This is a genomic window from Acinetobacter sp. FDAARGOS_724 (assembly GCF_013364475.1).
Lineage (GTDB): Bacteria > Pseudomonadota > Gammaproteobacteria > Pseudomonadales > Moraxellaceae > Acinetobacter > Acinetobacter variabilis.
The window spans coordinates 2,813,800-2,827,642 of sequence record NZ_CP054908.1; the positions used below are offsets into that span (position 1 = coordinate 2,813,800).

The following is a 13,843-nucleotide window of genomic DNA, read 5'->3' on the forward strand; positions in this document are numbered from 1 at the left end:
AATCTAGCTTAGAGATGTTTTATATTAATTGAGCTTAGGTATTAGGAATCAAATTAAAAATGACCCAAATCATTGGACTTGCAGCTGTAGCTAGATCAGGTAAAGACACAGTAGCTTCTATGTTATTAAAACATGAAGGTGTAACCACATATGCTTTAGCTGACCCGCTTAAAATTGGATGCCAAATTTTATTTGGGTTAACTGATGCAGAGACTTGGCATGATAATATAAAAGAAGAAGTAATCCCTCATTGGGGATGGTCACCTAGAAAGTTTTTTCAAACAGTTGGAACAGATTGGCTTAGAGAGTTAAATTCGGATCATTGGTTATTAAGAGCAAATTTGGCTTTCAACCAATATAAAACTAATGAACCTGATAAATCACAACTTGACTTCACTGATCCTAAAGCTCCATTTAAGTTAGCAGCGCAAGCTATTTTTGGAATTACTCAAGAAGAGTCCTGGAACCCTTCATTATTGAATAAAAAAATCAAATACTGGGACATGACACCAAATGAAATGATCGAATTTCTTCAGGATCATGCCCTCAAAGAATTTAGTAATTATCACTTTTTAAGATCTAAAAGACCTTTGGTTCTTCCGTCAAAAGAAATACCCATCTACGGCAAAAACAATATTGTAATAATCAAAGATATTCGATTTGAGAATGAAGCTGATTTTATTCGTTCTCATAACGGCACAATATGGCACGTTCAGCGAGATAATGCTGCAAAAGTTATAAACCACTCTTCTGAAAAAGGAATAGAAATCAAACGCGGGGATACTATTATTTATAACAATGGTTCCTTAATGGATTTGAAATTACTCGTTGAAAAGGAATGGGAAAAAATTAATCGTGAATGATATAAATATTCGGGGGGTTAGATCAGTTGAAACATCTTCTAGTCATGTTATAAAGGCTAGATACTTAAACCTTCAAGGCTTTGATCTTGATAATAAACTTTGCTTTGATTTGCATAGAATGTTCCTTTTTCACTCTAAGGATAGAATTTCTTCATCCGCTTATCTCCTAATTCAAGCAATTGAAACATTCTTTGAATTTATAAATAAATATAATGAGAGACAGCCTGACAGACTAAAAATAGACACTCTTGCTAAAGTACACTCGGAAATTTTTAGAGCCTATATAAGATATTGTCAAAAAAATAAATTAAGCCTAGAGCTTCCCTCAAAGCTTAAATCAGCAATTTTAGATTTTGCTCAAAATACAATGTTAATACCAATACCTTTATTACCTAATGTCACTGCTTTTAAAACCAAGAGCAAGCCAACAGAACCTTTAGATGAAATTTGTTATAATGATTTAATTAATGCATTAAAATTAGAAATAAATCGACTTTACGAAAAAGTAAACTTTATTGAAAAAGTTAATCAGGTAGAGCCATATACCTTATCAGAAGCTCATTTAGACATAACTCCACCCATGACTAAAGAGCGTGTATTCGCATGGTATGAGATGATACTCAATAAAGAAATTATTAGTAAACTTACGGTACAAAGCCTACCTATAAAATTAAAAAAATGTATCGATCCTGAACTTTTAGAATTAATGAACCAGCCTAATTCTATAATGATTGATAAATTCAAAGCTATTTATGAAAGAGATAAAGAATTAATAGATACCTCTAAAGAAATTCAACAGCTAAGGAAACAACAAGGGTTTGGATTAAGACACTGGAATTTCGATGTTGCAAGAGGATTAAAAACATTAATTGTTAACGGCTATCCAATGCATAAGACTTTAGATGAAATTAATGTCAAATATGCGGCTGACTCTTGCATAAATATGGGAGAGTGTGAGGATATTATTCAACTATTAATATTACGTATATCTCGGGCTCAATCTAAATTTAAACACCCTGAAATAGACAATTGGGATGCTTTTTTAGGAATGTATTTTCCATCTATGATTGATGCAGCTGCAATCTACTTAATGCTAGCAATTCAAACTGGCTGGAATAAAGAGACTATTTTATCAATTGACCCTAACAATTATGAGCATGTATTAAGTGGAACCTTGAGTGAAAACCAGTCTATTATATTTTCAGAAAAACATAGAAGCCAAGATTCTAATCTTCCCTACAGTTGTTCAAAGGAGTTTATAGCTCCTAGCAACAAAGATGATAGATATTCGATCTATAATATTATTCAATTAGCAAAAAAGATTACAGCACCTCTTCAGGATTATTCGTTTGATTATATCCCTATGCACCATAAAGAAGAGGATTTAAACCCTCTATTTATATGCCTTAGATATTGGGCTGACTGGGTTTCTAAAGGAGGAAGACATACTTCATTATCTCAGAATAAAGCTTTTCAAACCGCAATTAAACATTTTATTAACAAGCATGAAATTAAAGAACATGGAAAGCAAATTTCAGCAATTGGTGATCTTACTTTAAGACTTCGCATTACGTGGATGCAAAATAAACGAAAAAAACTTCCTTTAACAGTTATTAGACTGATACAAGGACATACGACCAAAGATACTACAGACCGATATTACGACAATTCTGGTATAGCAAAACAAGATAGAGTAAAACGTTTAAGGATTGAACAAGAAAAAATCGTAACTTTACTTAGGCATCGAGAATTTAAAGGAATTATCGGAACACAAGCTAATCAAAATGCGACTACAAATCTAGGATTAAAAATTTTCCATATTCCAGGACAAAAAAATTCTTTATGGGGGTGTTCTAATCAATATGAACCAACATGGATCGGCTCAGAAAATGAGATTCCTGAGGGAAAAAAATGTTATTCAATTCAAAATTGTATTTTCTGCAAACAAATTCGCCTTTTTGAAGAATCTGTTCCTTATCTAATGGAACGACTACAACATCTAGAAGATTCAATGAGCGATATATATCAGCCTGATTCAACATTGATTGAAGAAAAATTGATTATTGAGTCAATTCTAGATAACTGGAATGATGATGATCATATTAAACAATCCGCACGGTACCAAAGAAAAAATGCACCTCTGTTACCTAGAAACTTAAATGATTTGAAAGTAATTTTTGAGGATGATTATGCTTGATCTTGATGAATATTTTACCACTGAATCGTTGCTGCAGGATCAAGCTGAGGCTGCTAGTGAAGAATTCAATCATGTTTTACAAACCACTGGAGGGAGAATATCTAGCTCAGTTATTTCACTATCTATAAAACTAAGTGAATATCCTGATCAAGACTTTCCTATTTCTGACTATTCTTCATATAAAGATGATGTATGGTTACTTGAATTTCCCACTGGTAGCAACCCTGTAAAAATCAACTTCAGAAAAGAAGATACAAAATACAATGGCTTAAAACGTGCATTGTTATATTACGTAATCCCAGATTTTTGCGCATTTGGCAACATTAGAAGTTACGCCACCACTAGATCTTATAATTCAACTTTTAACCTCTTTCTATCCTATATTTTTCACTATAATCATTTATCTCCAGATGACCCTTCTGATATAGATTGTATTAGTCCAGCTATATTAAACGATGCACTCGATAGAGCAAAAAACAATCAAGACACTCCAAGTCATTATTGTGACCTATTTCGTATCATTAGATTATGGTTATCATTATCTCATCAAGAAGCCATACCGGAGAATTACAGACTAAAGATAAATCCAATATCTGTTGATAATAAACGCCGATCTAAGGATGTTCTTAATCATTTTCAAGGTACATTATCTACTTGGCTGCCATTTTCTGAGGATGAACTCTCAAAATTAATGGAGTATTCATTATTCTGGCTCGAAATTGCATTACCAGAATTGATAAAAGTACGTGATTATATTGATGGCCTAGATTTATCAAATACCAGCCATGCTCCTTTCTATTCATGGGCACCAAACGAAGAATTTGAAAGACTTACAAACATTACAATTGATGGAATAAATGTAATGTCTAGCATTAGAAGTTTTCAAAAAACTAGCCTTCAAAGCCATAGTAAGCCCTACGTATATACATGGAAAAATCAATATGCAATAGCTTTAGATCATGTTAGGAATGCTTTGTTTATCTTAGTTGGTCTTACTGTAGGAATGAGAGCAAGAGAAATTGGGCAAATCATGCTAGACGATACCTACAAAGATAAAAATGATGAATATTGGATAAATATTACAAGATTTAAAACCACCAATGACCCAAATTATCAGGGTGAAACCGAAGTAATGCCTATTCCTTATTTTATCGGTAACTGCATAGATTGTTTTAAACATTTAAAAAGCTTATCTAATTTTAATAAGGAAGGTTATTTATTTCAGTCAAACAAAAGCAGAAAAGTACTAAATAATTTCACAAGCGGACAAATTAAGCTCATCACGAATGAAATTAGACAATTTACTGGAATCGAAAGTCCTCACACTCATCGGTTTAGAAAAACAGTAGCTGAAATATTAATTAATAGAAGTGAAAAAAATATCGATTTAATCCGAATGCTGTTTGGACATGAAAGCTATGCCATGACTCTGAAATATATAGCTAGAAATCCTTTTATGGTTAATGCAATTGCAGAAGCTATTGAAGTACATTTTACTGAGGATTTTCATGAGGTAGTACGCAATATTAGAGATGAGTCTTATTCAGGGAAATTAGCCGAAAGAATTGCAGATACAATGATCTCAATTCCAGAAAAATTTGTTGGAAAACAACTTAAATTTCAAATTATGAATTATGTATCACACATGCTTTCTAGTGGAGAGATTTGGTTTATCCACAGATCTGCTTTAGGCTCCTATTGTATTTATAGTGGTGAAATAGAAAAGGATGATCTACTTCCATGCCTTTTAGAAAAAAACAATTTGGGAACTTCTTTAACTCCTGATGTGAATAATTGTCACTTGGATTGTCAATATTGCGTTGTCCTTGAAAAATCGAGGAAAGCTATCTCCGACAACATCAACTTCTATCACTGTGTTTTAGAGTCAACTGATAACATTGGCCAGAAAGCAGAGGCAATGATCCGTAAAAAACTTGCAGCGAATGAAAAACATCTAGAAACCTTAGATATGAATCATCACAAAGTTAAAAAGGCTCTAAAAATGGAAGTGGTACAATTATGAGTTCAACAACAAGATCTAAAATTGTTAATGCTATCATTGAAGAAAATGTAAAAAATCCTAGTGTTAAATTAAAAATACAGGATATCTGTACAATTGTAGATATATCTAGACAATCATTTAATCGATATTATTCTGATTTGAAACCCTATATGAACGGTGAAAAACCTATTAGTGAATTAATTAAGGGTGAGGAGGAAATTTCTTCCGACAAATTATTATCTAGCTACCAATCAAAAATTGTTGAACTTCAGAATAAACTTAATGGGTTAGAAGAAGTCCATAGTAAAGAAATAGCTAAAATAAAAAATAATATGACAACTTCATTAATGAACAATGATCTTACTTCATTTGATGCAGATGCTATTAGATTACAGTTGCAGAAGCAAAGCTTACACAACGACAAACTACTAGAGAAGATCAATACTTTACAGAATGAATTAAGTAAACAACAAATAATGCAAAGTACTAATTCTGCAATTCCCTCTTTCTCTGCTAACTCTGCTAAATTTGAAGTCTTAGAAGAAAATTTTGAATCGATTTTTAAAAATTATAAAGATACTGAAAATATTGACACTTTCGAAGATGAAAAAGATAGTGCTATTAATCGCATAATAACAAAATTGAATAAACTTTCAGTTAATAGAAAAGTAGTTATTATCATATTTATGGAAAGGTATCTATGCAGTTTTAATAAATTTGTCCAAAATTATGTATTTAATTCCGATACCCTCCATTTATTTGTCAGACTTCCTATCCACTCAAGATCAGAATTAAAATTAATTTTGAAAAAACTAAACAATCAATCAGGAATACAAATCTACATTCCACATTCAGATTCAGAGGCAATCACTAAATCACAACGTCAATTTTTTTTCAGAAATATTCCTAATTCTGAATTTCAGGCAGCTGATAAACCATTCATACCTTCAGTACAGGATGGTTTTGATAAAGTATGCCTATATCGAATAAATCAGGGGGATTAATGATAACAATACAGTCCATACTGATCGAATATAAAAGCGTCGATACACTTAGTGATAGTCAGCATTTTGTTTTAAAAGCTATACTTCCTGGTGATAAAGAAATATTACTTAGCCATCCTAATTTATTTCTATACTACGAAACAAATAGAGCAATTAACACATCCAAGCGGTATGCAAATATCTTAGCTCAATTTTATTCATATTTATCTACAGATGAAAAGTTCCGGGATATTGAGATCAGCAAATATCATGTTCTTACTGATAACCGTGACATCAGAAAATGGCAAATTTATCGTCAAATAAAAAGAGTACAAAAACAGTCTAATAAACCTACTTCAAAGACGATTTTTGAAGATGCAAAAATTATTTTACTTTATTTCAAATGGTTACATAATTCTGGATACGTCACTAATGTATCTATACAGCATAAGAATTGGATTGTTAATTTCAAAAATCAAAGAATGCTCAATTATATTCAACAAACAGCTAAACAGGTTATAGATGCGAAAAATATAAAAGTTCTAGATAAAGAAAGACGACAGAGCTCTTCAAAGTCTCTTATTACAAATCAAGAGATTAAGGCGTTGATTAAGGCTTATACCGATCCCGCCTACTCTGCCTTGTTTAAGCTATCTCTTGGCACTGGTATGCGTCCTATAGAACTTGTCCAATTCCCATACCTTGGAAATGGAGAGAATAAACATATAATGCCATATTCTGAGATGGATAAAGATAATCCCACCATCGGGTTCGAAGTAATAGGCAAAGGGAAAAAGCTTCGAACTGTCAGAATTAATATCAAAGATCTTAAAGAATTAGATAATACTTATATCAAGCCTTTTTACAATGAAAGAAGAAAATTATATCGAGAAAAATATGGAATTGAGTGCCCACCATCAATCTTGTTTTTAAATAAAGTGGGGAAACCTATAACGCCAACAATGATTTCCAAACGCTCAAATGATGCCAAATTAAGAGCAATGAAATTTTATCCAGACTTTAGAGAAAAAATTACATTTTATGAAGCTAGGCATTGGTGGCCCACTATGTTTGCACTTGAGTTTTTTAAGGAAAAGCTTCTCGATAGTTCCTCAGAGGTTCTTTATGCAGCTTTTGCTGAAGCATTAAAGAATCAGATGGGACATGAGGATTTAGAAACCACCTACAAATACTATATCGATATGGCAAGACTAGTATATTCAGCACATCAAAGGACTGTTCATGAATTACTTGTCTCACCTCAAAAAACAGTTCAAGAAATGTTAGATGAAATGAAATAGCAAAGCTTATTAAAATTTGTAAAATCAACATTTAATTGACCATCCATTCTTATTCAAGTTGGACACTTTAATAAATTCTTTGATAAATTAAGGTGTTCCTTTACTTGGACAAAAACTAAATATTACTCTACTGCTTTACCTCTCTTTTTATACATAGATTCACCTTCAAGATTAACGTCATGCGACTCATAGTTTGTCATAAAAAAACCACCATTATTAATGGCGGTTTTTTTATAAGCTAAATACTTATAAACTACGCTGATTCACTCGTTTCGATAACTCTTCAGCACTTTCTACACGTTCAGAATAACGGTCAGTTAGGTATGAGGACTGTCCTCTCGTTAAGAGAGTAAACTTGTATAACTCTTCCATTACATCAACAATACGGTTGTAGTAAGAAGAAGGCTTCATACGACCATCCTCTTCAAACTCTAGGAATGCTTTAGGTACTGATGATTGATTTGGAATCGTGATCATCCGCATCCAGCGCCCTAAAATACGTAATTGATTGACCACATTAAAAGATTGAGAACCTCCACAAACTTGCATTACAGCTAAGGTTTTACCTTGAGTTGCACGTATTGCACCTGCGGCAAGTGGAATCCAGTCGATTTGAGCTTTCAAGATGGAACTCATTGAGCCATGACGTTCAGGAGAGCACCACACCATACCTTCTGACCATGCTAAGAGTTCATGAAGCTCTTTCACTTTAGGATGTTCCATATCTCCATCTTCAGGGAGAGGCAGACCTTTAGGATGGAAAATTTTAACCTCGGCACCGAAATACTCTAGGATTCGGCCAGCTTCTTGAACAGCTAAACGGCTAAACGATCTATCACGGTTTGAACCATACAGAAGCAGTATTCTTGGTGGATGATCCAGCTCTTTGGCTTGAACTTTTTCTAAAGTAGGCTTTTCTAAAAGACTTAAATCAATATTTGGTAAATTCATCAGATTTATACCTCTTTAAAAACTTTTTTTCTCAGCCATAAAGACACTGTAACTAAAGTGATTAATACGGGAACTTCTACTAATGGCCCAATGACTGTCGTGAAGGCTACAGGTGAAGCTAGGCCAAAAGTGGCAATAGCGACAGCAAGTGCTAATTCAAAATTGTTTCCTGCCGCGGTAAAGGAAATAGCGGTGGTTTTAGGGTAGTCATTGCCCATCCATTTGCTCATAAAGAAGCTAATGAAGAACATCACAATGAAGTAGATGGTTAAAGGAATTGCGATTCTAAGCACGTCTAGAGGTAGAGTGACTACTTCACCACCTTTAAGGCTAAACATGGCTACAATCGTAAATAAGAGCGCAATCAGACTAAGTGGACTGATCTTGGGAATAAAATTAGTTTGATACCATAGCAACCCTTTTTGCTTCACTAAAATCATTCGGGTTAAGAAACCAAGTAGGAATGGTATGCCGAGATAAACGAGGACAGCATGAGTAATTGTCCAAAAGCTCACATCAACAACCTGTGCTTCCACACCAAAATAAGGCGGTAAGAAGGTCAGGAAAAGCCAAGCATAGGTACTAAAAAACAAAATCTGGAAAATGCTGTTAAAAGCCACCAGTGCGGCAACATACTGATTATCGCCACAGGCTAATCCATTCCATACAAGCACCATAGCAATACAGCGAGCCAGACCGATCAGGATTAAACCGGTCATATATTCAGGATAGGAATGTAAGAAAACTATTGCCAGGATAAACATCAGACATGGAGCTATCAGCCAGTTCTGAACAAGGGATAAAGTCAGAGTGTGTTTATCCTCGAACACTTTTGGCAAAGTTGCATAATCGACTTTAGCAAGCGGTGGATACATCATCAGAATTAGTCCTATTGCGATAGGAATATTCACTGAATCCACGCTTAACCTATCCAGTGCAACAGAGGCTTGAGGAAAGAACACGCCAATGCCTACCCCTAATGCCATGGCAATAAAAATCCATAGGGTCAGGTTTCGGTCTAGAAATGAAAGTCTTGAGTTAGACATAGCTTACTCGATATTAGAAATCTTGCTGATTTCATTGATTAATTCAGAACGAGAAAGGCTATTTACATCAAGTGCAAAGTAAGCGTCCGCTGAACACACCTTATGAATTCGTCCTATAAGCCTTAATTTAGTCCTCACTTAAAAACAAGTGGGAACTTAAATTTATGACTACAAATAACCAGACATCCATCGCATCTCTTACGATAAAACGAAGAACATATAGTGCTGAATTTAAACAGCAGATCGTTCAGGCGTGTAAAGCATCGGAGGTTTCAATTGCTTCGGTCGCTTTGCAACATGGATTGAATACAAATCTTGTATCCAAATGGATTCGCTTAATTGATGCTAAGCCAGGGAATGATCGCTCACTACTACCGAATAAACCTGCATTTATTGCCTTATCTTGCTCTGCACCATTAGATCCTATTTCTACTGGCATGTTAACGGTTCAAATTACTTTACCCCACTCAAAAGCAGAAATTGGCTTGAAATGGCAAGTATCAGAAATGTCTGCTTTAGCAAAATTACTCAAGGCACTTACAACATGATCCGTATCGATGAAATCTGGTTGTCTACTCAGCCCATGGACATGCGTGCAGGTATGGATACGGCCATGGCTCAGGTGGTGAGAGCCTTTGGCTACATCAAACCGCATTGTGCTTACCTGTTCTGTAATAAACGTGGCCATCGCATGAAAGTGCTGGTACATGATGGACTGGGGATCTGGCTGTGTGCTCGGCGGTTGGAACAGGGAAAATTTCACTGGGCTAAAGTTCACCAGGGTGAAAGCGTAGCCCTCAGCCCAGAACAGTTACAGGCACTGATCCAGGGTTTGCCTTGGCAGCGCATTGGACGACAGCAAGTGGTCACAATGCTCTAAACTAGCTTGGTCCAAGTTGCTATTCTCCAAACGTTCTATTTCATTCTTCTCATGACCTCAGGCATACTGCGGTCATGAATACACTGCCTGATTTAAGCCAACTGACCCATGAACAACTGCTGGAATTTACTAGACAGTTGGCAATGCAACATCAGTCTCTGGCACAATCAAACCAGCAATTAGATGCCAAAGTTCAGCATCTTGAAGTATCCAATCTGCAATTAGATGCCAAAGTTCAGCATCTTTCCATTCTCAATCAAAAATACGAGCATGAACTTGCGCTGTTTAAAAAGCACAAATTCGGCAGTAAAAACGAACATCTCACCGCAAAACAAATCCATCTCTGGGATGAAGCGGTCGAAGAAGATATTGCCGCTGTTGATCTGGAACTGGAACGGCTGAATGCAGATAAAACTGATGCAGCGACACACAAAGCCACAGTCAACAAACCTAAACGTCGACTGCTGCCCGATCATCTACACACCATCCGTATTGAGCATGAACCTGCATCAACCCAATGCAGTTGTGGCTGCCAGTTACGTCGTATCGGCGAAGATATCAGTGAAAAACTGCATTTCAGACCGGCACAGTTCTATAAGGAACAGCATGTACGTGGCAAATGGGTCTGTGATCAGTGTGACACCCTGACTCAGCAAGCGATGCCCGCCTATGTGATTGATAAAGGTATTGCCAGTCCTGAACTGCTCAGCCATGTGCTGGTATCGAAGTATGCCGATCATTTGCCGCTGTACCGTCAGCGCCTGATCTATCAGCGGGCGGGCATTGATCTGTCCAGATCCACGTTATCTGACTGGATTGGTCGCTGCGGTGTAGAACTGGAACCTCTGGCCAATGCCTTAAAACAGGTGGTGCTGCAACAGCGGGTGATCCATGCCGATGAAACACCAGTCACCATCATGCGGATGGGTGATGATGAGAAAAAACCGAAGAAAGGTTATGTCTGGGCCTATGCCACTACACAGTACAATCCAGTTCAAGCGGTGATCTATGACTTTCAGGATAGCCGTTCAGGTCAGCATGCAGAAGAGTTCCTGAATGGCTGGCAGGGCCATCTGGTCTGTGATGATTACAGTGGTTATAAAGCACGCTTTAAATCAGGCGATGTCATTGAGGTGGGCTGCATGGCGCATGCGCGTCGTAAATTCCATGAGCTACATGTGACTGGGAAAAGTCAGATCGCTGAACAGGCATTAGTGCTGATTCAGAAACTGTATGCGATAGAAGCAGAACTCAGGAAAAAGACCGATAGTACAGCAGAACACCGCCGCGAATACCGACAACAGCATAGCCAACCGGTGATGCAACAACTGTATGAATGGCTCAACCAGCATCAACTGACGGTGCCATCGAGTTCTCCAACCGCCAAGGCCATCAATTACACTCTGAAGCGTTGGCCAGCTTTAAGCCGCTATCTGGATGATGGCAATCTACCGATTTGCAATAATTGGGTGGAAAACCAAGTGCGGCCTTGGGCGTTGGGACGTAAGAACTGGTTATTTGCAGGTTCGCTGCGTAGTGGTCAGCGAGCGGCAAACATCATGACTTTAATCCAGTCAGCAAAGCTGAATGGGTTGGATCCGTATGCCTATTTAAGTGATGTGCTGAAAAGATTGCCGACCCATAAAGTGACCCAAATAGAAGAATTGCTACCACACCGCTGGAAATCCAACTCAAATTAAAAAATAGACATGGGGTTCAGCGGACGCTTACAGTGCAAATAAAGCGTCTAAGCGTCTATTAATGTGATCAACAGTCTTTAAGAATGCTTGAAGTTTTTCTTCTTCAGGAAGGTCTAAATGTGATGGGTCGGCTAATCCCCAATGAGCTTTAATTGCATCATTCAAATATAGGGGACATGACTCTTGAGCAGCCGAATCACATACTGTAATCACAACATCAGGTTGGTATCGTTCACAGTCATCCATTGTTTTGCTTGATAAGCCTTCTGTAGATAGCCCCAAGTTTTCCAGAGTCTTAATCGTTAAGGGGTGGACTTTGCCTGTAGGTTTACTACCCGCACTATAAGCTTTCCATCCTTCAGAAGCACGACTGTTAAATAACACTTCTGAGAGGATGCTGCGGCAACTATTGCCTGTACATAAGAAAACGAATTTCATAGTTATTAATCACAATGAATTGAGATAGAGGTATCAGTAGAAGTGCTGTTAATCATGTCTTCATTTTGATTCGACATGATATTTAGTACAGCTTTAGCCCATTCAGGAAGATTTGGGTTCAGACGGTAATAGACCCATTGTCCTTGTCGCTGATCTAGCAAAATTGAAAGGTTTCTAAGTAATGCTAGGTGTCTGGAAATCTTAGGCTGACTAAGCTGCAAACGTTCAGTAAGTTCACATACACAGATATTCTGCTTAGCCATAACAAGCTTTAAGATATCCAAGCGAGTTGGGTCAGATAGACATTTAAAGAAACCTGTTTGATCCATTTTTAACACTCATTTATATGCTATTTCGTATATACGAATATCCATATGTTAATACAATTGATATTTTGTTCAACCTAAAGCTGTTATATGAAAGATCACGTTAAAGATTTTAAGTCTAAAAAAATCATTTATCGAAAAATGACACAGATTGGTCGTCTTACACTCATAATGACATTGGTTGAGTCGCAGTATGATGTCATTATTATTCGTTAGAAGAACTAAGATACTGAATTGATTATCATGCTAATGACAAGCTATGTGCCGTTTGACGGATTTCACTACCTTAAAATTAGATCGCCTATTACATTCGTCAGCAGTTGCTTCTTATGACGTTGAATTAAACGTGCATCCATTCCTAAAGAAATGGGTTTTTCAACATCTAGAATTGGGTGATCTCCAATAAATAGTATTTCTGACATTTCACAACTGAAATGGCTTTTAATAACTTCATAGATATTATCTTCAGGCTTTATAGCCCCAATTTCATAACTTAAAAAAAGCGCATCAAATACATTTGGAAGCAGCTTTTTAAGTTGCTCTCCGTAAGGCATGGCTAAATTAGAACATAGTGCAATTTTAAATCCATGCTCTTTTAATATTTGTAATGTGGATGTCGTATCTTTATAAAGTTCAATTGTACTTAACTCAAATAGGAGATCATCGTTTATTTCGTGCAAAAGTTGAGGGGGAATATTTTTTCCAAAGAGCATAGCTAATTGTGCAATATCAACAGGATTAGACATAATAACACTTGCATCTTTGGTGCTTGGTTTTCTACCATTATCTTTTAGCCACTTCATTAACTTGCGATATGGAGATCGGCTTGTACCAATTTTTACAAGTGTACCGAAAGCATCAAAAACAATGACTTTAGGAAGGTGATTCATCATTCTTAGTATGGATACTAAACTTATAGTAAGTTCAGTCTAACCAAGGATTAAGAAAATGCAATTCGATTCATTTCATATTTCTAAAAAGATAAACTAGGGAGGCTCCCTCGAATGAATACTTAATCTCAACTTTTAACTTCGGTTAATTATGGGAAGATTACGTTCTCTGATAATAGACCAAATCTAGAGTTAAAATATTGAACTGTTAGTACTTAATTCTAGGATATTTTTGTAGTAAGTCAAAGTGTCCAATATAATTTATC

General features: G+C 36.1%; 13 protein-coding genes. 8 read left to right on the plus strand and 5 right to left on the minus strand.

The annotated features are described in order from the left end of the window. Positions 1-59 precede the first annotated feature (59 nt). From FOC32_RS14795 to FOC32_RS14815, 5 genes are read left to right on the plus strand one after another with little or no spacing between them, the layout of a single operon-like run. A complete protein-coding gene (locus FOC32_RS14795; RefSeq protein ID WP_052026687.1) occupies positions 60-863 on the plus strand; it encodes a hypothetical protein in 804 nt (267 codons plus the stop codon). Beyond that, positions 856-3,060 carry a hypothetical protein gene (locus tag FOC32_RS14800; RefSeq protein ID WP_175967888.1) on the plus strand — a complete coding sequence of 735 codons (2,205 nt, stop codon included), beginning with the start codon at positions 856-858 and terminating at the stop codon, positions 3,058-3,060. Before FOC32_RS14795 ends, FOC32_RS14800 begins: the two co-directional genes overlap by 8 nt. Then, complete coding sequence (locus FOC32_RS14805; RefSeq protein ID WP_175967890.1) at positions 3,053-5,083, plus strand: tyrosine-type recombinase/integrase; 2,031 nt, start codon at positions 3,053-3,055, stop codon at positions 5,081-5,083. The genes FOC32_RS14800 and FOC32_RS14805 overlap by 8 nt, the downstream gene beginning before the upstream one ends. After that, complete coding sequence (locus FOC32_RS14810) at positions 5,080-6,066, plus strand: hypothetical protein (protein ID WP_175967892.1); 987 nt, start codon at positions 5,080-5,082, stop codon at positions 6,064-6,066. Before FOC32_RS14805 ends, FOC32_RS14810 begins: the two co-directional genes overlap by 4 nt. After that, entirely contained in the window at positions 6,066-7,346 is a 1,281-nt protein-coding gene (locus FOC32_RS14815) for a site-specific integrase (protein WP_175967894.1), read from the plus strand. The genes FOC32_RS14810 and FOC32_RS14815 overlap by 1 nt, the downstream gene beginning before the upstream one ends. Before the next feature lie 246 nt (positions 7,347-7,592). Here FOC32_RS14815 and arsH read toward each other — a convergent pair whose 3' ends face one another. Together arsH and arsB are read right to left on the minus strand one after the other, a co-directional pair. Beyond that, a complete protein-coding gene (gene arsH, locus FOC32_RS14820) occupies positions 7,593-8,297 on the minus strand; it encodes an arsenical resistance protein ArsH (RefSeq protein ID WP_175967896.1) in 705 nt (234 codons plus the stop codon). 5 nt (positions 8,298-8,302) lie between these two features. Continuing rightward, complete coding sequence (arsB, locus tag FOC32_RS14825) at positions 8,303-9,343, minus strand: ACR3 family arsenite efflux transporter (protein WP_175967898.1); 1,041 nt, start codon at positions 9,341-9,343, stop codon at positions 8,303-8,305. A 164-nt stretch (positions 9,344-9,507) separates the two neighbouring features. Here arsB and tnpA point away from each other — a divergent pair, with 164 nt between their 5' ends. From tnpA to tnpC, 3 genes are all read left to right on the plus strand, one after another. Beyond that, entirely contained in the window at positions 9,508-9,891 is a 384-nt protein-coding gene (gene tnpA, locus FOC32_RS14830; RefSeq protein WP_005100737.1) for an IS66-like element accessory protein TnpA, read from the plus strand. Continuing rightward, a complete protein-coding gene (tnpB, locus tag FOC32_RS14835; protein ID WP_004642106.1) occupies positions 9,888-10,223 on the plus strand; it encodes an IS66 family insertion sequence element accessory protein TnpB in 336 nt (111 codons plus the stop codon). Before tnpA ends, tnpB begins: the two co-directional genes overlap by 4 nt. A gap of 74 nt (positions 10,224-10,297) precedes the next feature. Then, on the plus strand, positions 10,298-11,923 hold the full coding sequence (gene tnpC / locus FOC32_RS14840) for an IS66 family transposase (protein WP_175965981.1): 1,626 nt from the start codon (positions 10,298-10,300) through the stop codon (positions 11,921-11,923). A 27-nt stretch (positions 11,924-11,950) separates the two neighbouring features. Here tnpC and FOC32_RS14845 read toward each other — a convergent pair whose 3' ends face one another. The 3 genes from FOC32_RS14845 to FOC32_RS14855 all read right to left on the minus strand — a co-directional run bounded on the left by FOC32_RS14845 (position 11,951) and on the right by FOC32_RS14855 (position 13,577). Beyond that, positions 11,951-12,361 carry an arsenate reductase ArsC gene (locus FOC32_RS14845; RefSeq protein WP_175967899.1) on the minus strand — a complete coding sequence of 137 codons (411 nt, stop codon included), beginning with the start codon at positions 12,359-12,361 and terminating at the stop codon, positions 11,951-11,953. 5 nt (positions 12,362-12,366) lie between these two features. After that, complete coding sequence (locus tag FOC32_RS14850; protein WP_175967901.1) at positions 12,367-12,690, minus strand: metalloregulator ArsR/SmtB family transcription factor; 324 nt, start codon at positions 12,688-12,690, stop codon at positions 12,367-12,369. A 278-nt stretch (positions 12,691-12,968) separates the two neighbouring features. Further along, positions 12,969-13,577: an HAD family hydrolase gene (locus FOC32_RS14855; protein ID WP_175967903.1), complete on the minus strand. Its 609-nt coding sequence runs from the start codon at positions 13,575-13,577 to the stop codon at positions 12,969-12,971. Between the last annotated feature and the right edge of the window lie 266 nt (positions 13,578-13,843).